The sequence below is a fragment of the Candidatus Pantoea symbiotica genome, assembly GCF_056491525.1.
The window spans coordinates 144,896-165,403 of record NZ_JBSZHR010000002.1; the positions used below are offsets into that span (position 1 = coordinate 144,896).

The 20,508-nt window shown below is 56.2% G+C and carries 18 protein-coding genes; 10 read left to right on the forward strand and 8 right to left on the reverse strand.

All coding sequences use genetic code 11. The features are described from left to right. Positions 1-50 precede the first annotated feature (50 nt). On the forward strand, positions 51-1,691 hold the full coding sequence (locus ACXIZX_RS01290) for a dihydroxyacetone kinase subunit DhaK (RefSeq protein ID WP_479403466.1): 1,641 nt from the start codon (positions 51-53) through the stop codon (positions 1,689-1,691). 118 nt (positions 1,692-1,809) lie between these two features. Here ACXIZX_RS01290 and sbmA read toward each other — a convergent pair whose 3' ends face one another. Further along, positions 1,810-3,045 carry a peptide antibiotic transporter SbmA gene (sbmA, locus tag ACXIZX_RS01295; RefSeq protein WP_479403467.1) on the reverse strand — a complete coding sequence of 412 codons (1,236 nt, stop codon included), beginning with the start codon at positions 3,043-3,045 and terminating at the stop codon, positions 1,810-1,812. 296 nt (positions 3,046-3,341) lie between these two features. On the opposite strand from sbmA, the gene ACXIZX_RS01300 reads away from it, so the two are divergent. From ACXIZX_RS01300 to ACXIZX_RS01325, 6 genes are all read left to right on the forward strand, one after another. Next, on the forward strand, positions 3,342-4,076 hold the full coding sequence (locus tag ACXIZX_RS01300; protein WP_061718349.1) for a gluconate 2-dehydrogenase subunit 3 family protein: 735 nt from the start codon (positions 3,342-3,344) through the stop codon (positions 4,074-4,076). Between the two features lie 2 nt (positions 4,077-4,078). Continuing rightward, positions 4,079-5,863 (forward strand): GMC family oxidoreductase, encoded by a 1,785-nt coding sequence (locus ACXIZX_RS01305; RefSeq protein WP_008105620.1) that lies wholly within the window; start codon positions 4,079-4,081, stop codon positions 5,861-5,863. A gap of 11 nt (positions 5,864-5,874) precedes the next feature. Continuing rightward, a complete protein-coding gene (locus tag ACXIZX_RS01310; RefSeq protein ID WP_479403468.1) occupies positions 5,875-7,194 on the forward strand; it encodes a c-type cytochrome in 1,320 nt (439 codons plus the stop codon). A gap of 232 nt (positions 7,195-7,426) precedes the next feature. After that, the gene (locus ACXIZX_RS01315) at positions 7,427-8,494 is read left to right on the forward strand and encodes an ImmA/IrrE family metallo-endopeptidase (protein ID WP_277966403.1); all 1,068 of its coding nucleotides are present in this window, start codon (positions 7,427-7,429) and stop codon (positions 8,492-8,494) included. Continuing rightward, positions 8,475-8,789 (forward strand): PIN domain-containing protein, encoded by a 315-nt coding sequence (locus ACXIZX_RS01320; RefSeq protein WP_479403469.1) that lies wholly within the window; start codon positions 8,475-8,477, stop codon positions 8,787-8,789. Before ACXIZX_RS01315 ends, ACXIZX_RS01320 begins: the two co-directional genes overlap by 20 nt. Before the next feature lie 20 nt (positions 8,790-8,809). Then, a complete protein-coding gene (locus tag ACXIZX_RS01325; protein WP_479403470.1) occupies positions 8,810-8,962 on the forward strand; it encodes a hypothetical protein in 153 nt (50 codons plus the stop codon). Positions 8,963-8,999: 37 nt separating this feature from the next. Here the strand turns inward: ACXIZX_RS01325 and ACXIZX_RS01330 are convergent, their stop codons facing one another. The 4 genes from ACXIZX_RS01330 to ACXIZX_RS01345 form a co-directional block, all read right to left on the reverse strand. Next, a complete protein-coding gene (locus ACXIZX_RS01330) occupies positions 9,000-10,409 on the reverse strand; it encodes an MFS transporter (protein WP_061718345.1) in 1,410 nt (469 codons plus the stop codon). Between the two features lie 190 nt (positions 10,410-10,599). Beyond that, the gene (gene abgT, locus ACXIZX_RS01335; RefSeq protein WP_154182518.1) at positions 10,600-12,120 is read right to left on the reverse strand and encodes a p-aminobenzoyl-glutamate transporter; all 1,521 of its coding nucleotides are present in this window, start codon (positions 12,118-12,120) and stop codon (positions 10,600-10,602) included. A gap of 169 nt (positions 12,121-12,289) precedes the next feature. Next, positions 12,290-13,732, reverse strand: a complete 1,443-nt coding sequence (locus tag ACXIZX_RS01340) for a M20 family metallopeptidase (RefSeq protein ID WP_479403471.1) — start codon at positions 13,730-13,732, stop codon at positions 12,290-12,292. After that, positions 13,729-15,042 carry an amidohydrolase gene (locus ACXIZX_RS01345; protein ID WP_479403472.1) on the reverse strand — a complete coding sequence of 438 codons (1,314 nt, stop codon included), beginning with the start codon at positions 15,040-15,042 and terminating at the stop codon, positions 13,729-13,731. Before ACXIZX_RS01345 ends, ACXIZX_RS01340 begins: the two co-directional genes overlap by 4 nt. 113 nt (positions 15,043-15,155) lie before the next feature. On the opposite strand from ACXIZX_RS01345, the gene ACXIZX_RS01350 reads away from it, so the two are divergent. Together ACXIZX_RS01350 and yjdN are read left to right on the forward strand one after the other, a co-directional pair. Continuing rightward, a complete protein-coding gene (locus tag ACXIZX_RS01350) occupies positions 15,156-16,058 on the forward strand; it encodes a LysR family transcriptional regulator (RefSeq protein ID WP_154193242.1) in 903 nt (300 codons plus the stop codon). Between the two features lie 78 nt (positions 16,059-16,136). Next, entirely contained in the window at positions 16,137-16,568 is a 432-nt protein-coding gene (gene yjdN / locus ACXIZX_RS01355) for a VOC family metalloprotein YjdN (RefSeq protein ID WP_008105604.1), read from the forward strand. A gap of 186 nt (positions 16,569-16,754) precedes the next feature. Here the strand turns inward: yjdN and ACXIZX_RS01360 are convergent, their stop codons facing one another. The 3 genes from ACXIZX_RS01360 to ACXIZX_RS01370 form a co-directional block, all read right to left on the reverse strand. Next, the gene (locus ACXIZX_RS01360) at positions 16,755-17,621 is read right to left on the reverse strand and encodes a nucleoside-specific channel-forming protein Tsx (protein WP_101762354.1); all 867 of its coding nucleotides are present in this window, start codon (positions 17,619-17,621) and stop codon (positions 16,755-16,757) included. A 335-nt stretch (positions 17,622-17,956) separates the two neighbouring features. After that, positions 17,957-19,315, reverse strand: a complete 1,359-nt coding sequence (locus tag ACXIZX_RS01365) for a sensor histidine kinase (RefSeq protein WP_008105600.1) — start codon at positions 19,313-19,315, stop codon at positions 17,957-17,959. Beyond that, on the reverse strand, positions 19,312-19,971 hold the full coding sequence (locus ACXIZX_RS01370) for a response regulator (RefSeq protein WP_008105599.1): 660 nt from the start codon (positions 19,969-19,971) through the stop codon (positions 19,312-19,314). The genes ACXIZX_RS01365 and ACXIZX_RS01370 overlap by 4 nt, the downstream gene beginning before the upstream one ends. A gap of 165 nt (positions 19,972-20,136) precedes the next feature. Here ACXIZX_RS01370 and ACXIZX_RS01375 point away from each other — a divergent pair, with 165 nt between their 5' ends. Then, on the forward strand, positions 20,137-20,502 hold the full coding sequence (locus ACXIZX_RS01375; protein WP_008105596.1) for a helix-turn-helix domain-containing protein: 366 nt from the start codon (positions 20,137-20,139) through the stop codon (positions 20,500-20,502). Positions 20,503-20,508: the final 6 nt, after the last annotated feature.

Genomic DNA, 20,508 nt, shown 5'->3' on the forward strand with positions numbered 1-20,508 from the left:
GCCGCACATACGCTACCTTGTAGAGCAACAACACCAATGGAGAGGATGCAATGAGCCAGTTTTTTATGCATGAGAAAAACGATCTGGTTAACGAAGCTATCGAAGGGGTTTTGCTGAGCACGCCGTGGCATAACCTCAGTCGCCTCGATCTCGGTGATGAGATTCGCGTGGTGGTGCGCTCGGACTGGGATAAAAGCAAAGTGGCGCTGATCTCCGGCGGCGGTTCCGGACATGAACCGGCGCATGCCGGCTTTGTCGGCAAAGGCATGCTGACGGCGGCGGTGTGCGGCGATATCTTTGCGTCGCCGAGTGTTGATGCGGTGCTGAACGCCATCGTTAACGTCACTGGCGATGCCGGATGTCTGCTGATTGTGAAGAACTATACCGGCGATCGCCTCAACTTTGGTCTGGCGGCGGAGAAAGCTAAAAACCTCGGCTACAAAGTTGAGCTGGTGATGGTGCAGGATGATATCGCGCTGCCGGAAAACCCGCAGCCGCGCGGCATCGCGGGTACCGTGCTGGTGCACAAAATCGCGGGGTTTGCGGCGGAGCAGGGACAATCGCTGGATGAAGTTAAAGCGCTGGCGCAGCGCGCAATTGATGCCACATCGTCCATCGGTTTAGCTTTCGCCACTTGCCATGTGCCGGGCGAAAAACGCGATGAACGCGTCGAGCCCGGTCACAGCGAGCTCGGCATGGGCATTCACGGCGAGCCGGGCGTGATCACGCTGGATACGCAGGACAGCCGCAACATCACCAGCATCATGACCGATAAACTGGCGCAGGCGCTGCCGGACGGCAAGCAGGCGCTGCTGTTGATCAACAATCTCGGCGGCTTCTCGCAGCTGGAGCTGGCGCTGCTGACGCGTGAGGTGTTGCAGTCGCCGCTGGCGGCACGCATCACGCATCTGTTGGGTCCGGCAACGCTGGTCAGCGCGCTGGATATGAAGGGTTTCTCACTGACGCTGCTGGCGCTGGAAGAGCCGTTCCTGGAAGCGTTAAACGCGCCGGTTCAGGTGCTGGGTTGGGTGCCAGTGTATGACTTTGCGCCGATCAGCCTGCAACGTGCCGAGAAGATCGGCAGCGTGCTGGATTTTGATGCCTCTGAGAATGCTGAGGTGGCGAAGATTGTCGCAAGCGTCACGCAGACGCTGATCGATCTGGAAAGCGAGCTGAACGCGCTGGATGCCAAAGTGGGCGATGGCGATACCGGTTCAACCTTTGCCGCCGGGGCGAAGAAAATTCAGCGCGGTTTGCAGGAAAAACAGCTGCCGCTGGATGAACTGCCAACCTTGCTGGCGCTGATTGGCGAGCAGCTGGCCACGGTGATGGGCGGATCGAGTGGCGTGTTGATGTCGATTCTGTTCACCAGCGCCGGTCAGCAGCTGGAAGAGAGCAGCGCGCTGCCGCAGGCGCTGATGCACGGGCTGGAACGCATGAAGCATTACGGCGGCGCGCAGCCGGGCCATCGCACTTTAGTGGATGCGCTGCAACCGGCGCTGGAAGCCTTAGTGGCAGGCGAGTCGCTGGCTGTTGCTGCACAAGCGGCGCAGAAAGGTGCCGACGCCACCGCGCAGATGCAGAGCGCCAAAGCGGGGCGTTCCGCGTATCTGAATCAGCAGAGTTTGGATGGGGTAAAAGATCCGGGCGCGTATGCGATTGAGAAGGTGTTTGCGGTGTTGGCGGGTTGATGTAGCAAGGTCGCCATGAATGGCGACCCTACACCGTAGGGTGCGCATTCATGCGCACCGTTTCAATGGACGCAGAATGGGTTAGCGCATTTATGCGCACCGTTTCAAAGACCGCACCTTACTCCGCGGCTTCGCGCATCATCTCTTCGTGCGGAATATCCTGCAAAATCTGCTCGAAACTGCGCAGACGTTTGTAGATCGACATCAGCGTAATCAGCGTTGACCACGAGGTGATCAAATACTGGAACGATGAACGCACCTGATCAAACACGTTGGTGATCTGGTTCAACAGGCCGAGCGTAATGGTGCCCGCCACAATCGACGGAAACAGCACAAACAGCCCGAACACGTTATCCACCTGCAGATACATAATGCGGGTGATGTTGAAGTACAAATAGTGGAAATAGAGGCGGAAATAGTTCTGACGCACGCGGCTAAACAGCTCATGCACCGTTGGCGGTGAAGCGCGTTCAGGATCGTCTTCGCCGTACACCAGCTCTTTACGATAGGCCGCTTCCACCCGCTGATTACGAAACTCCAGCCCCGGCAGTTTAATCCCCACCAACGCCAGCAGCGCGGTACCAAACAGCGACCACAGCAGCGCGGCAATCACCAATGCATACGGAATACTGCCAATAATCGGCACTTCTTTGACATGGTGCGACAGCGTGACCAGAACCGGCAGAAACGCCACTAGCGTCATAATCGCCTGAATAAAGTTGATGCCCCAATCCTGCAATGTGCCAGCGAAGCGCATGGTGTCTTCCTGCACACGCTGAGCCGCACCCTCAACCAGACGCAGACGCTGCCAGTTGTGCATGTAGTAATTGTTCATCGCGGTACGCCAGCGGAACACCCAATGGCTAACGAAGAAGGAATTCATCACGCCAATCACCACCGCGATCAGCGCGATACCGAGAAACGCCAGCACTTGCACATAGAACTGGTGGATGGCGACGGAACCGGCTTTGGTCAGCGCCTGTTGAATCATGTCGTAGAACGGGCCGTACCAGGCGTTGACGCCCACGCCAACCTGCACACCAAACCAGGTGACAAAGATGATCAGAATCGATCCCCAAACCGACCAGCGCTGCCACGGGTGGTTATCAATCACACGCCAGGTGAGCGCGAAGATGCCGGCAACAATCCAGTAATAGGCGTAAAACCACAGTTGGCTGATGTGAATAAAACGGCTGGCATTGGTTGGCAAAGGTTCGTGCATCGCCGCCTGGAGCGCAGGCCAGCGCGCCGGGAAATCACTGAAAAAGCCGAACCAGGCAAAAATTGCTACTAAACTCCAAATCGCAGCTGAGCTGAAAAACAGCGTTGGCCGCGGAAAAAAGGACTTAAACATAGGCACTCCGCTGTTGTGTGTACTCTTTTATACCGCTTCAGACCTCTATCTGTCTGTTGTCGGTTGTATCTGACGATGACAGCTTCGCCGCTGCGATGTAAAGCGACAGCGGCAATTGTTAAGTAATTAGTGCGAATTTGTTTCTAAGAACTAAATTATCCACAGCAATGGTGTTACAATATTTGCACTGTTACCGGTAACAGTGCTGCTGTATCCCTTAAGCTATCAATAAAAAAACAATACAACGCAACTACTTAACTTTCATGCCGCATTATATGTGGTACTGAGGCAATGTCATGTCAGAACAAAAAAATGGTCACACTCGCAGGGATTTTCTGCTGAGAACCATCACCCTGGCGCCGGCAATGGCGGTGGGCAGTACGGCGATGGGCGCACTGGTGGCACCGATGGCCGCTGGGGCAGCAGAACAAAACGCATCACCACAACAGGCGCGTAGCTACCAGCCAAACTGGTTCACCGCCGAAGAGTTTGCCTTTATCACGGCGGCCGTGGCGCGCCTGATCCCCAACGATGAACGCGGTCCTGGCGCACTTGAAGCTGGCGTGCCGGAGTTTATCGATCGTCAAATGAACACGCCGTATGCCACCGGGAACAACTGGTACATGCAAGGCCCGTTCAATCCCGATCTGCCAAAAGAGTTGGGTTATCAGCTGCCGCTGGTGCCGCAGCAGATCTACCGTCTCGGCCTCGCCGATGCCGATGGCTGGAGCAAAAAACAGCATGGCAAAGTGTTTGCTGAGCTGACGGGCGAACAGCAAGACGCGCTGCTGACCGCGTTTGAAAGCGGCACTGCAGAGTTCCCGCAGCTGCCGGCGAAAACCTTCTTCTCCTTCCTGCTGCAAAACACCCGCGAGGGTTATTTCAGCGATCCGATCCACGGCGGCAACCAGGGCATGGTGGGCTGGAAGCTGATTGGCTTCCCAGGCGCGCGCGCTGACTTTATGGATTGGGTGGAACGCGGTGAACGTTATCCGTTCCCGTCAGTGGATATTCGCGGGGAGAGGACGTAAGCGTGGCAAATGAATTGAAAAAAGTGGATGCGGTCGTTGTCGGTTTCGGCTGGGCGGGCGCCATCATGGCGAAAGAGCTGACCGAAGCGGGCCTGAATGTGGTGGCGCTGGAGCGCGGTCCGCATCGCGATACCTATCCGGATGGATCTTATCCGCAGTCGATTGACGAACTGACCTATAACATCCGCAAAAAGCTGTTCCAGGATCTGTCGAAAAGTACCGTGACCATCCGTCACGATGCCTCACAAACCGCCGTACCTTATCGCCAGCTGGCGGCATTCCTGCCGGGTACCGGCACCGGCGGCGCGGGTCTGCACTGGTCAGGCGTGCATTTCCGCGTTGACCCGGTTGAGCTGAATCTGCGCAGCCATTACGAGCAGCGTTACGGTAAAAACTTCATCCCGGAAGGCATGACGATTCAGGATTTCGGCGTCAACTATGACGAGCTGGAACCCTTCTTCGATCAGGCCGAGAAAGTGTTCGGTACCTCGGGCAGCGCCTGGTCAATCAAAGGCAAGCTGCTGGGCAAAGAGAAGGGCGGTAACCCGTACGCGCCAGATCGCTCCAGCGACTTCCCGCTGCCGGCGCAGAAGCGCACTTACTCGGCGCAGTTGTTCGCGCAAGCGGCGGAATCAGTGGGTTATCACCCTTATGATATGCCGTCGGCCAACACCTCAGGCCCGTACACCAACACTTACGGCGCACAGATGGGCCCGTGCAACTTCTGCGGTTTCTGCAGCGGTTACGCCTGCTATATGTATTCCAAAGCCTCGCCGAACGTCAACATCCTGCCCGCGCTGCGCCAGGAACCGAAGTTCGAGCTGCGCAACAACTCCTACGTGCTGCGCGTTAATCTGACCGACGATAAAAAACGCGCCACCGGCGTGACCTATCTGGATGGTCAGGGCCGCGAAGTGGTGCAGCCTGCGGATCTGGTGATCCTGTCGGCATTCCAGTTCCACAATGTGCATCTGATGCTGCTCTCCGGCATCGGCAAGCCGTATAACCCGATTTCCAACGAAGGTGTGGTGGGCCGTAACTTTGCCTATCAGAACATCTCGACGCTGAAAGCGCTGTTCGACAAGAACACCACCACCAACCCGTTTATCGGTGCCGGTGGCGCAGGTGTGGCGGTGGATGATTTCAATGCCGACAACTTTGATCACGGTCCGCACGGCTTTGTGGGCGGTTCGCCATTCTGGGTGAATCAGGCGGGTACCAAGCCGATCTCCGGTTTGCCAACGCCGAAAGGCACGCCAAACTGGGGCAGCCAGTGGAAATCGGCGGTAGCGGATACCTACAACCATCACATCTCGATGGATGCGCACGGCGCGCACCAGTCTTATCGCGCCAACTATCTCGATCTCGATCCCAACTACAAAGATGCCTACGGCCAGCCGCTGCTGCGTATGACCTTTGACTGGCAGGATAACGACATCAAGATGGCGCAGTTCATGATCGGCAAAATGCGCAAAATCACCGAAGCGATGAACCCGAAAATGATCATCGGCGGCGCGAAAGGGCCGGGCTCGCACTTCGATACCACCGTGTATCAAACCACGCACATGAGCGGCGGCGCGATCATGGGTGAAGATCCGAAAACCAGCGCGGTGAACCGTTATCTGCAGAGCTGGGATGTGTCGAACGTGTTTGTGCCAGGCGCTTCGGCGTTCCCGCAGGGACTCGGCTATAACCCAACGGGCATGGTCGCAGCGTTGACCTATTGGTCAGCCAAAGCGATTCGTGAACAGTATCTGAAAAACCCCGGCCCGCTGGTACAGGCATAAGGAACACGGCGATGATCAAAAGCATTTTAGCCCTGTTTCTGGGCACGATGACGTTCGCCGCAGTGGCGGACGAGGCAGGTTCGGACGCGTTGGTGAAGCGCGGTGAGTATCTGGCGCGCGCGGGCGACTGCGTGGCCTGTCACAGCACCGAAGGTGGTAAACCTTTTGCCGGTGGACTGCCGATGGCGACGCCGATCGGTACCATTTACTCCACCAACATCACGCCGGACAAAGCCAACGGGATTGGTGAGTACAGCTATGACGATTTCCAGAAAGCGGTGCGTCACGGCGTTGCGAAAAACGGCGACACGCTCTATCCGGCGATGCCGTATCCGTCTTACGCGGTGGTCAGTGATGACGACATGAAGGCGCTCTACGCCTACTTCATGCACGGCGTGCAGCCAGTGGCGCAGGCGAACAAAGAGAGCGACATTCCGTGGCCGCTGTCGATGCGTTGGCCATTAGCCATCTGGCGCGGCATGTTTGCGCCGGACGTGAAAGCGTTCCAGCCGGCGGCACAGGAAGATCCGCAACTGGCACGCGGTCGCTATCTGGTGGAAGGTCTCGGCCACTGTGGCGCTTGCCATACGCCGCGTAGCATCACCATGCAGGAAAAAGCGCTCAACAACGGCGAAGGCAACAACTATCTTTCCGGCAGCAGCGCGCCGATTGATGGCTGGACCGCCAGCAACCTGCGTGGCGACAACCGCGATGGCTTAGGCCGCTGGAGCGAAGAGGATCTCAAGCAGTTCCTGCGCTTTGGCCGCAACGATCACACCGCCGTGTTTGGTGGCATGACCGATGTGGTGCAGCACAGCCTGCAATATCTGAGCGATGACGATATCAGCGCGATTGCTAAGTATCTGAAATCCCTCGGCGCGAAAGATCCAAATCAGGCGGTGTTTAAGCAGGATGATGCGGTGTCTCAGGCGTTGTGGAAAGGTGACGACAGCCAGCCAGGCGCATCGACTTATGTCGATAGCTGCGCGGCGTGCCACAAAACCGACGGCAGCGGCTATCAGCGCTTCTATCCGGCGCTGCGCGGCAATCCGGTGGTGATGGCAGACGATCCGACCTCGCTGATTCATATTGTATTGGTTGGCGGCACTTTACCTGGCGTGCAAGGTGCTCCGACGGCGATCACCATGCCGGCGTTCGGCTGGCGCCTGAACGATCAGCAAGTGGCGGATGTGGTGAACTTTATCCGTGGCAGCTGGGGCAATGGCGTGAAATCGAGCGTTTCTGCGAAGGATGTGGCCGAACTGCGTAAAGACGAAACCGTGCAGTCAAAGCAGGGTAATGCGGATATTAAGGTGTTGGAAGGGCAGTGATTTAGTGCGCGAATAAGTAGTTGAGTCCGGTTGGGCCTCAACTATGACCCCTCATAATGGCGGCTAATCAGGTCGCCATTTTTCTATCCTTAAGCGTCTATCACTGGCGATTTTTTCTTCAAGTTCTGTCTCATTCTTCTCTCCTCTCATTGAAAGGATGAGGTAGTAAGCTCATACTTCTGGTTTACAAATTCTACAAATTTTTTTATTTCATAAACCAGAGGAGGTCAATATGTTTGGCGAGCGCTTATTGCGTGCGCGTTCTGCTGCAGGATTGTCAATGAAGCAGCTTGCTGAAAAAGCAGGCGTTAGCGCTAATATGATCAAGAAATATGAGCACAACCAGAGTGTTCCAGGCTCCGATGTGTTGGTAAAAATGTCGCGTGCATTGAATGTGCGCAATGAATATTTTTTCCGTCCAACGCAGGTTGAGCTCAAAAATATTGAGTATCGCAAGCGTCAAACGGTTTCAGCAAAAATGCTGGCGCAGATTCATGCTGATGTCATCGATCAGGCTGAACGCTGGCTTGAACTCACCAATCTATGGCCCAACTTTCCGGTTCCCCACTTTTCTCAACCTGATTTGCCAGATGAACGGATTGAAAGCTATCAGCAAATTGAACACCTTGCAGATTGTGTGCGACAGCAATGGGGTCTGGGCCATCAGCCCATCACGCATTTAATAGATGTGCTGGAAAGTCACGGGATTCTGGTCATTGTTACTGACGTTGCTCATTCTGAAAAGTTCGATGGCTGCCAGGCGATGGTTGATGCAATTCCAGTCATCGTTATCTCAGCAAAATGGCCGGGTGATCGGCAACGTTTTACCCTGGCGCATGAGCTTGGACATTTGATCTTGCACCATTGTCTTTCTCCACATTTGGATGAAGAGAAAGCGTGTAACCGCTTTGCTGGCGCATTACTGTTTCCGAGTTGTGCGGTGTTCCAGCATTTTGGTACTCGACGTTCGCGCCTTGAAGATCAAGAGCTTTATCTGCAAAAAATGGATTATGGGCTGAGTATGATGGCCTGTATTTACCGTGCTGCTGATCTTACTGTGATTACCGAAGCTAAACGCAAAGAGATGATCATGCAGTTTTCAGTGCGCAAATGGCGAAAAAAAGAACCCGGTGAGCAGGTGGCGCGGGAGAGCACCACGCTTTTTCCTCAATTGATTTTTCGTGCGTTAGGTGAAGGCATTATTAGCGAAGGGAAAGCAGCAGAATTGATGGGTATGTCGCTGGTCAGCTTTCATCGCGAGCGAAAATTGGGGTGGTCAGATGATCATTCTTATCAGTGATGCCAACATCATAATTGATATGGAAGAGGGCGGTTTATTGGAACAACTCTTCCAGTTACCTTATCAATTTGTTGTTCCAGACTTACTCTATTTTGATGAGCTTGAAGTGCATCACTCGAACTTATTAGATAAAGGCTTAGTGTTACGACAGCTCACTTCCACTAGCATGTTATACGCGATGAATCTGATTGAACGTGTTCGTGGGCCAAGCCGAAATGATTGCTTTGCCCTAGCGCTCGCTAAACAGGAGCTTTGCCCATTGCTAACCGGCGATAGAGCGCGCTCAGTAAAGTAGCCAGAACGGAAGACGTTGAGGTGCGCGGAACGCTGTGGGCGGTAGAAGAAATGATTATTCACCAGATTATTACGGTGGAAATTGCTCGCTCTGCTTACTCACTAATGCAGGAAAATGGCAGACGTTTGCCCTGGGATATTGCTTTGGCACAGTTGGAAAAAATAGAGTTGTAATGGCGGTCTGAAGACCGCCTGCTTTTACAAATCGTGGTCAAATATTCTCCAAATCCATCCCACGGGTTTTTGGCCCATAAATTCCCACCGACAGCATCACCATCAGCATGCTCAGCACGATAAAGGCGATCACGCCCTGGCTGCCGGCATACTGCAAAATAATGCCAATCAAAATACTGCTGAACACCGTCGACAGGCGGCTAAACGAGTAGCAGAAACCTACCGCGCGGGCGCGAATGTGCGTTGGGAAAATCTCGGTCTGATAAGCGTGATAGCTAAAGGTCAGCCATGCGTTGCTGTAGGTGATCAGGAAGCCGCAGATGATCATCAGCACCGGATTGGTCATAAACGCAAACAGCGTGCCGAACACCACCGTCATCAGCGATGAAAACACGATCTGCCATTTATTCTCGAGCTTATCGGCGTAGCGACTGCAAATCAGCGAGCCGAGCGGGTAGGCCAGCGTAATGAAAAACGCATACAGCAGGCTGTGCGTGACGGTCGCGCCTTTGCCCGACAGCAGCGCCGGCAGCCAGTTGCCGAAACCAAAGAAGCCAATCGCCTGGAAGAAGTTCATTACCACCAGCATCAGCGTGCGCTTGCGATAGGCGGGTGACCAAATCTCACTGAAACGCCCTTTTTTTGGTAATTGTGCCGCAGCATCGCTGTTGGAAAAGTCTTCGCCCGGCGCGATACCACAGCGCTTTTCCATCGCGCTCAACACCTGATGCGCTTCCTGATGCCGTCCTTGTTGCGCCAGCCAGCGTGCGGATTCCGGCAGGTTTTTACGAATCAGCCAGATCACCAGCGAGCAGACCGCACCGGCAATCACCACCCAGCGCCAGCCTTCAAGGCTGAGAATGGTTTGCGGCACCAGCCACCATGACATCAGCGCCACCGCCGGTACCGACAGAAACTGGATAAAGAAGGAGAAGGCGAACGCGCGACTGCGCAGATGTGCCGGTACCCATTCGGAAAGATAGGTATCGATGGTCACCAGCTCAACGCCAAGGCCAATGCCGACCAGGAAGCGGAACAGGATGATCATCTCCGCGCTCTGCTGGAACGCCATCAGCAGCGAAAACGCGCCGTACCATGCCAGCGCGCACATAAAGGTCAGGCGGCGGCCAAAACGGTCGGCGTAGGGCGCAAGCAAACTCGCGCCGACAAACAGGCCAAGGAAAGTCGCGGAGGCAAATGCCGCCTGGTCGGCGACACCGAATACGCCGGCAGAACCGGTATGAAACACGCCCGCCGCCACCAGGCCGGAGCTGATGTAGCCGGTTTCAAACAGATCGTAGAGCTCAAAGAAGCCGCCGAGCGCCAGTAGCGTGATAAAGCGCCACAGACCGGCGGAAGAGGGCAGCGCATCAATGCGCCCGGCTAAGGTGCGGCGATCCGCGCTCATGTGATCGTTCGCCATCCCTGTCGACGTGATTGTTGTCATTGTTGTGTAAACCTCGGTGTTTGCAGAACCCGCTGACGGCTGAGATTGGTTTTAAAAATAATTAACCGTTAGCAAGCGAAGGAATAGCAGGATAATAAATTCGCTGAGAGTTGCCGAGAGGCGGGACGGTGACATTTTGGCAACATACGTTGCAGTTCACAGAAAAGTAGTCGCCATCCGTGGCGCAGGCTTAGTGCAGGCTCGGATAGACGCCCGGACCGATCGGTAAACCGAGTGCGTACCACGCCAGCAGCAGCACAATCCAGGTGGTGAAGAACACCAGCGGATAGGGGAAGATCAGCACGTAATAGGTGCCCAGCTGCGCATCTTTTTGATAGCGCTGCAGGAAGCCAAGGAACAGCGGCAGGAACGGCGACATCGGTGCCAGCGGCAACACCGCAGAATCGGCGATGCGGAAAATCATCTGCGCAAACGCCGGATGGAAGCCAAGCAGCATAAACATCGGCACAAACACCGGTGCCAGAATCGACCAGATGGCCGAGCCGCTGGCGATAAACATGCACAGAAACGCCGACAGGAACATCAAGCCCATAAACGCCGGTGCGCCGCTAATACCCGCGCTCTCCAGCACATCGGTCAGGCCGATAGCCATGAACTTGCCCATGTTGCTCCAGTTGAAGAAGGCAACGAACTGCGACAGCGGAAACACCATCACAATAAAGCCCGCCATGCTCTTCATCGGATCCACCAGCAGCTGCGGGATATCATCCGCGCGGCGAATCTGCTTTGTCACCGCGCCATAGGCAATCGCCACCACAAAGAAAAACAGGATGATGATTGGCACGATGCCCTGAATAAACGGCGACGGAATGATGCCGCCGGTTTTCGGATTGCGCAGCGGCGCGTGTTCCGGCACCACCAGCAGCGCCATCAGCGCGATAAACACCAGCGCGGCGATACCGGCGGCTTTCAGGCCGCGATTCTCCAGCGCGGTGAGCGGCGGCAAACGATCGTTATTGCCGCCGTTCCACGCGGGCAGGCGCGGCTCAACAAATTTGTCGGTCAGTAGCGCACCGGCGATGGTCAGCACAATCACCGAGCTAGCCATAAAGTACCAGTTGTCGATCACGCTAACGTGCACGGTATCGCTCACCGCTTTGGCGGCTTCGGTGCTGATGCCAGAAAGCAGCACATCGGTGGTGACAATCAGCAGGTTGGCGGTAAAACCGGACGCCACGCCCGCAATCGCCGCCATCAATCCCGCCACCGGATGACGTCCCACTGCGAGGAAGATCAGCGCGCCGAGCGGCGGCATCACTACCAGCGCGGCATCGGACGAAATGTGGCTGAAGAAGGCGATAAACAGCACCATGTAGCTGGCGTAGCGACGGCTCACGCGCGAAGCCATCTTCACCATCAGCGACTGCAGCAGGCCGACTTTTTCCGCCAGGCCCGCACCAATCACCAGCGCCAGAATCGATCCCAACGGCGTGAAGCCGCTGAAGTTTTTGATGATGTTGGGCAGGATCCACTGAATCCCGGCTACGCTCAGCAGGTTGTTCACCCGCACCAGTTCGCCGTTGGCCGGGTTTTTCACCGCCACGTCGAGGCTGCTGAGTATGGCGGTGGCCACCATCAGCACCACAATCAAATAGACGAACAGTAAGAATGGATTCGGCACTTTGTTGCCGACGCGTTCAATCCAGCTAAACAGCTTTCCGGGGCTGCGGTTCTCCGTGGTGGCTTCCATAGATCATTCCTCGTCAGTCGTCTTATTGTGTTTGCATGCCCGCTGGGGGCTATATTTTTTTATGTTTGGTATTTCTGAGGTCGCCATGAATGGCGACCCTACGACGGTGTTTCATTCCGGTTGGTTCGTAGGGTGCGCATTTATGCGCACCGTGTTACGAATCGCATAATCATTTCAACTTCGACGGTGTGACATCCGCTGGAATCGGGCAGACGTAAGGCTGCTCGCGGCGCACGCTTTGGAACTCGTCGCGGCAGCGTGCCAGCGCTTCGTCATCCTGCAACAAGGTCAGCGCGGTGGCAGCCATCACTTTTGCGGCCAGACACATGCCTTTGTGGGCAATGGAAGTGCGGCCCTGCGCCACCAGTTGCCAGGTGTGCAGCGGCGTGCCGAAGGCGAAGCAGGGCGCAAAACACTGTGCGGTTGGCGTCACCCAACTCACGTCACCGACGTCGGTTGAGCCGTAAAGGATCTCGCGCGTCACCGCATAGGGCGCCACTTCATCCATCAAAATCTTGTCGCCCAACGCTTCAGTCCAGGCAACGCCCGCTTCACCGCCGGTGCGCGCTGCATTGAGACGCGCGTTACGCAAATCGTCTTTGCTTAGCGTGGTTCGAATCTCGGCGGCAAACGCCTGCTCCGCTTCACTGTAGTCAGGCAAACCAAACTGATGCAAATAGCGCTCCATCACGCTTTCCAGCGCGCGATTCGGCACGTAATTGGAGCAGGCTTTATCGAAGCGCACCGTCATCTGCGTGTCGGTCATCAGGGCGGCGCCTTTGGCGATGTTGATGACGCGCTGATAGATATCCTGCACCTGATCGAGCTGTGGCGCGCGAATCAGATACAGCACTTCGGCGTCGGCTTGCACCACATTGGGGGAGACGCCGCCGGCATTGGTCACCGCGTAGTGCAAACGCGCTTCCTGCACGATGTGCTCGCGCAGGAAGTTGGCACCGGTGTTCATCAACGTCACCGCATCCAGCGCGCTGCGTCCTAAATGCGGTGAGTTGGCCGCGTGCGCCGCCACGCCTTTGAAGCGGAAGGCGGCCTGAATATTGGCTAGCGTGCTGAGGTTGAACATGCCGCTGAAACCTTCGGGATGCCAGGTCACTGCCGCATCAACATCGTCGAATAAGCCTTCGCGCACCATAAAGGTTTTGCCGGAGCCGCCTTCTTCGCCCGGACAGCCATAGAAGCGCAACGTGCCGCGCTGGCCGTGTTCGGCCCACCAGGCTTTGATGGCGAAAGCGGCAGCCAAACCGGCGGTGCCGAGCAGATTGTGGCCGCAGCCGTGGCCGTTACCGTTTTCCACCAGCGGCTGCGGCGTGGCGCAACCCGATTGCTGGCTCAAACCGGCCAGCGCATCGAACTCGCCGAGAATGGCGATCACCGGTTTTCCGCTGCCAATGCTGGCGATAAACGCGGTGTCGATGTTGCCGACGCCGCGCTCAACGCTAAAACCTTCCCTCTCCAGCGCATCGGCCAGCAGCGCGGAAGATTGGGTTTCTTCAAAGCGGGTTTCCGGCACGTCCCAGATGGCATCGCTGAGGGCGGTAAAACGTGGCTGGTTTTGGTTGATGTAGTGATCGATAAATTCGCTATGGCTCATCGCTGGCCTCCAAACTGTGCTTGATTAAGTGCCAGCGTTGCCAGTGTTTGCACGGCGGTCGCCATGATCGCTTCGTCGAAATCGAACTTCGCGTTGTGATGGCCCGCCGCCAGATCGCAACCGAAAATTACGTAGGAGGATTGGCCGCCGCGCTGCTGCACGCGCTCCAGCATGTAAGTGGCATCTTCCGAGCCCGCCGCCTGCTGTTTGGTATCGATCACTGAGTTGAAAATGCCCAGCGCCTCGGCCTGCTGGTGGATGAATTCCACCCACGGCGGGCTTGGCGTGCAGCTGCGCGCGCCGCCCATCAGCTTGACGTCATATTCCACGCCGTACATCGCCGCCGCACCGGCAATCACACGCAGCGCCTGCTGATAGATATCGTCGTTGACCTGATTGCTGACGCCGCGCGTTTCCACCTTCATCAGCGCGCAGTCAGGCACCACGTTGCGTCCGGTTCCGGCCTGCAACACGCCAACGTTAACGCGCGCTACACCGCCGCTGTGCTGCGGCAGATTGTGCAGCGCCAGCGTGGCCTGCGCCGCTGCCAGCAAGGCGTTGCGACCCTCTTCCGGTTTGCCGCCGGCGTGCGCGCCGACGCCGGTGAAATTGACGTCGAGTTTGGTGGTGGCGAGGAAGCTGTCGCTGCCACAGACGATTTCTCCGGCCGGTACGCCGGTGCCGAGATGAATGGCAGTGAAGAGATCGACATCATCCACCACGCCCGCCGCCACCATCGCTTTCGCCCCGCGCACGCCTTCTTCGGCAGGCTGGAAAATGAGTTTGATGGTGCCGCTCAGCTGCGCTTTCATCTCCATCAACACGCCCGCCAGCGCCAGACCAATGGTGGTGTGGCCGTCGTGGCCGCAGGCGTGCATCATGCCGGGATTGCAGGAGGCAAAGCCTTCGCGCGTTGGCAGATGATCGGCGGCGCGGCTTTCGTTCTGATCGAGCGCATCCATATCCACGCGGAAACCCATCACCGGGCCTGGACGACCGGTTTCCAGCGTGGCGACCACGCCACAAAATCCGCCGGAGAAGTGCTTAATCCATTGCGGCAGCGCGCCTTGCTCTAACGCGCGCGCTTCCTGCTGCGCCAGCACCTCATCAGAGGGCAATCCCATGCGCGCGTCGGCATCGATCACCTCGCGACCCAGCTTGAGTTGATAACCAAGACGATGCAGCTCTTCGGCTACCAACGTGGCGGTGCGGAACTCCAGCCAGCCCGATTCGGCAAAGTGGTGCAGATCGCGTCGCCAGGCCTGCATCTTTGGGATGTGCGCGTTGACGAGGTCAGAAAGGGTTTTCATCGGCATTTCCTTTGTGTTGGTTTTTTATGCATTCATCCGAATCTACACATTGGTTTTGCCGCGCATAAGATGCGAATATCTTGCTACTGATAAACAACGGTTATCATCAAACTATGTCTGCGAACCTTAAACTTCATCAGCTGCGCGCGTTTGTTGACGTGGCGCGTCAGGGCAGCATCCGCGCCGCCAGCCGCTTATCCGGGCTTTCACAACCTGCGCTGACCAAAGCGATTCAGGAGTTGGAGCTGGCGCTGGGCGCGCGTCTGTTCGAGCGGCGACAGCAGGGCGTAACGCTGACCGATATCGGTGATAACTTTTTTAAGCACGCCAGCCTGGTTCTGGAAGAGCTGCGGGTGGCGCAGGAAGATATTCAGCAGCGGCTGGGATTAGCCGGCGGGCGCGTCAACATCGGCGTGGGCGGCAGTATTGCGCGCACCGTCATGCCGCAGGTGATCAATCAGTTTCATCGCGAGTATCCGCTGGTTAAGGTGCGAATAGTTGAAGGTCAGCTGGTTTCGATGGTGCATGAGCTGCGTCAGGGCGAACTGGATTTCACCATCAATACCTACGATAAAAATCATCTCGATCAGGAATTGGTGTTTGAACGGCTGATGGAGCGCGACTATCAGGTGGTGATGCGCAAAGGGCATCCGATGGCGCACGCGCGCACGCTGGCTGAGCTGCAGCATTGCGACTGGACCATGCCGACGCCGCAGGGCAGCTATTATCGGCTGCTGCACGATCTGTTTGGCGAACGTGGCATGGCGCCGAAAATCGTCGTCACCTGCGAGACCTTTATGGCCTGCACCAGCCTGGTGGCGCAGAGCGATTTCGTCAGCATTATTTCACGCGATGTGATTGAAGACCCGACGCACGGTGGCCAGTTGATTTCCCTCGATCTCGACGAACCCTTACCGAAAGCCACTTTCTATCTTATCCAGCGCAAAGACACCGCGCTGACACCGATGAGCGCCTATATGGCGCAGCTGTTTCGGCGCTACTGTCAGCAAAGGTAAGAGTGCGGCCTGGCTCGCAACTGTATAAATAATGCGCACTACACTTGCAGTGGACGTTCCCTTTATGGAGTACAGACCATGCAAGTTACCCCGTATGTGTTTTACAGCGGTCGCTGCGAAGAGGCGATTGCCTTCTACCTCGACGCCACCGATGGCGAGTTGCTGTTCAAGATGACTTATGGCGATATGCCGGATGAAACGCCGGTGGAGGACGAAGGTTGTATCTCGGGCGTGAGTTTTTCGCCGGAGCAGATTATGCATGCCCATCTGCGCATCGGGCAGGGCGAAATTATGATGAGCGACGGCGCACCGCAGGCGGCGTATGGCGGTTTTGCCGTGAGTTTATCCACGCCGGATGAGGCACAAGGCAAGCGTTGGTTTGAGGCGTTGTCAGCGGGCGGTGAAGTGACGAAAAGCTGGGCACCGACGTTTTGGGCCAATGGCTTTGGCATGTTGACCGATAAGTTCGGCGTGCCGTGGATGGTGAATGCGTATAAGCCGCAGATTTAGGTGAGTGCGGTGTTCAACCAGGTGCGCATTAATGCGTTGGATTTCGTCACCGTCATTAAAACGGTGCGCATTAATGCGCACCCTACGTGTAGGGTCGCCATTTATGGCGACCGTTTCACCAACCGCACCCATCTCATGGCGACCTTCTTACCAACCGCACCATCTCATGGCGACCGTTTCACACGATTAGAAGTTGTAACCCACCACCAAATAATAACCCCAGCCAGTCGATTTCACTTCAAACGGACCGTTACCGAAGTTCAGCTCCTGGCCGTCAGCCCACTGGCCGCCGTTGTGGAAATAACGCGCCACGGTTGAAACATGCCAGTGATCGTAGTTCAGCGACAGAATGTGGCTCGATGCAATTGAGTTGCTGGTACGTGAACGATCGGACTTATCACGCAGATCTGAACCCCAGTCGAAGTTGGTGAAGCCGATGTAGCTCAGCTTGCCGCCCCATAGATCGGTAATCGGCACAAAGTATTTCACCTTGAAGCGATAACCATCCCAGCTGTTCTCGTTCGCCGCACCGTAGTTTTCCCACTGGTATTTCGCGTAAACGTTCAGCGACAGGCCGATATCGCTGTGCGTATCGATGTCGGTGCCGAGACCCATGTACCAGGTGTTCTGACGGTTATCGCTGTTGCGACCCATGTCATAGATGTAGTTGTTGGCGAAGTACCACTCTTTAAACGGTCCGAAAGAGAGATCGGTGCCGGTCAGCTTATCGATCGAGAAACGTGGCTCAATTTCCATGAACATCGGCGAACCGTGGTCGAACACGCCGTTGGCATTGCTGTTGCCCACGCCGAAGAAGTTGGTCAGATCGAGGTAGCCGTAGAAATCGAACCAATCCTTTTTAGCAAAGGCTTCGTATTCCAGATACACGTCGTTGTTGAACTGGGGTCCAAAACGGGTGTGGTAGCTGCCCACCACGTTCACGCTCTGATGCCACCAGTCAGAAACGTACTGCGGATCGCTGTCTGCCGCTTGTGCCGCACCAGTCCAGCTGCTGGCCAATAAGGCCCCTGCTATCAACGCTTTATATTTCATTATTGTTAACCACATGCTTTTGATCGCCGGGCCGTCGCCGCGATCGGGTGAAATTGATCCCAGGGGATGGGCAGTGAGTTGTCGTATCCGGTCTGTGTCGCCAGATTTTCAAGCTTGCGTAATGTGCCTGTAACAGAGGCATAGAAAATAGATTTTGGTCACGTTTGTCAAAAAGTGTTGCAGTTTGATTCACTGGAAATGTGATCATTATCACATAAAGGCCGTGAGGCGAACGGAACCCCGCAACCGTTTACGTTGTCGCGTTCGTCGGGAAAAAGGTGTTGAGGGGATGGTGCGATAGTTGCAAGGTCGCCATGAATGGCGACCTTACGAGGTTAGGGGAGGGTAACGCGCACCTGCAGGCCGGCAATCTGGCCCTGCTGATCGTGGCGGTTCGACAGCGCAACCTGCATCTGATGCTTCTGCGCCACGCTGCGCACAATCGATAAGCCTAAGCCGCTGCCTTGCGCCTGCACATCTGGCGAACGGGTGAAGCGATCAAAGGCGCGTTCGATAAAGGATTCCGCCATGCCGGGCCCGTTATCGACAATATCCACCACGGTGTGATTGCCGACGCGATGCAGCAGCACATCGACCAAACTGCCTTCCGGCGTGTGCAGCATCGCATTGCCGATCAGGTTATCGAACAGGCTACGCAGATCGGAGCGGCTGGCGTGCAGGCGATAATGGGTGGTGCCGTTAAAACCGATATCAATGCCGCGCTTATCTGCCACCACCATCAACTGCTCAATGCTTTCTTTCAGCAGGTCATCCAGCTCGATGCTTTCCACCGTGGCAACCACCGATTGATCTTCCTGACGTGAGATATTCAGCAGCTGCGTCACCAGATGGCGCGTGCGCGTTACGCCCGCTTCCAGCTGATCGAACTGGCGGCTGGCTTCACCGGGTTGAATATGTTGCCGCAGATTCTCCAGCTGCAAAGTCACGGCGGTGACCGGTGTGCGCAGCTCATGCGCCGCATCTTCGAGGAACTGACGCTGCGATGACCAGGCCGCGCGCAGTCTATCCAGCAAAGCGTTGTAAGCTGCCACCAGCGGCAGCACTTCATCCGGCAAGCCATCAGGTGAAACGCTATGCGGATGCAGGGTTTCCTGGGCTGCGATATGGCGCGATGCCACGCGTAAATCGCGCGTTATCGCCCGCACCACCAGCCATATCACAATCAGTGAGAGCGGCATCATCAGTACCAACGGAATGATGGCGGAGAGCGCTCGCTTGACCATGATACTTTTCATGTAGCCGATATTATGCAGCACCTGAATATTGCCGATTTCACTGCCCAGCTCGCCGGGCCGCGTGTAAACACGCCATTCGCAGTCGTCGCCACAGTCACCGACTTTCAAATCGGTCCAGCCTTTTTTCAGCTGCAACGGCGCATGCAAACCCGGCCAGGAGCTGGCGCGCAGATGGTTGCTCTCGTCCCACAGCTGAACGATATAGGTACTTTTGAGTTTCTCTTCATGCATCACCATCGGCATCAGCGCCGGCATGCGTTGGCTGCTGGCCCAGGCATCGGCGATCTTGGCGAGCTGATCGTCCTTCATGGTGCCCATCATGTCGCCGTAGCAGTGATAGAAATACCAGGTGACGCCGCCAATCATCGCCAGATGCAGAATCACCAGCGTGGCGAGCAGTTTGTTACGCAGCGAGCGCATAAAGGTGAAAGGTTTCATATTGCCGGTACCCGCCAGCCAAGTCCGCGTACGTTGCGGATCACTTCGTTATCCAGTTTGCGACGCATACCGTGAATCAGTACATCCACCGCGTTGCTGCTGACCTCTTCGCCCCAGCCGTAAATGCGGTTTTCTAACTGCTCGCGTGAGAGGATCGCGCCGGGCCGCTCCAGCAAGGCGTAGAGCAGGGCATATTCGCGTGCGGTGAGCTGTTCGCGCTGGCCTTTGTACAACACTTCGCGCGTCATGATATCGATCTGCACATCGCCGCTGCCAAGCAGAGAATCTGCCGCACCGTGACGACGGCGGGTAATGGCGCGCATACGTGCCAACACCTCTTGCAGATCAAAGGGTTTCAGCAAATAGTCATCCGCGCCGCTGTCCAATCCCTGAATGCGCTGCTGCACAGTATCGCGGGCGGTGAGCACCAGCACCGGCGTCATGTCGCCGCGCGTGCGCGCTCGACGCAGCACCTGCAAGCCATCTTCACGCGGCAAGCCAAGATCCAGCAACACGCAGGTATAGCCGCCTTCGGCCCAGGCATTGCTGGCATAGACGCCGTCGCGTACCCAATCCACCGACCAACCTGCCGCTTCCAGCGCTTGCTGCAGATTCGCGCCAATCATTTCGTCATCTTCTACCAGCAGCACACGCATGATGCCCTCCAACTTAACTGAACGCAGTGTAGCGACAGATAATTAGGCCAGAATTATACCCGTTTTCCCGCTTGCTAATTCTGCGCTAATTTTCTGCTAATTAAGGGATAAATTTAACGCGCTATTGTGGCTGCACTGGACATATTGCCAACGCAGGAGAATCCCATGAATCAGCGCGAATTTATCCGTAGTTTGCTGGACTGGATAGAGAATAACTTAGGGCACGATCTTCATCTGGATGAAGTAGCACGCCGCTCGGGATACTCCCGCTGGCATCTGCAACGTCTGTTCCGTCAGCACACCGGTTTTTCGCTGGCCGAGTACATTCGCCAGCGCCGCTTAACCGAATCTGCATTGACGCTGATTAACAGCGATGAGGCGATTTTGCAGGTGGCGATGAGTTACGGCTTCGATACGCAGCAGGCTTATACTCGCACCTTCAAAAACTACTTCATGGTCACGCCAGGCCAGCTGCGCCGCCAGCGTCGCGTCGAGCCAGATCGCTTATTGTTCCCATTGGCGGTCGCGTAGGGTCGC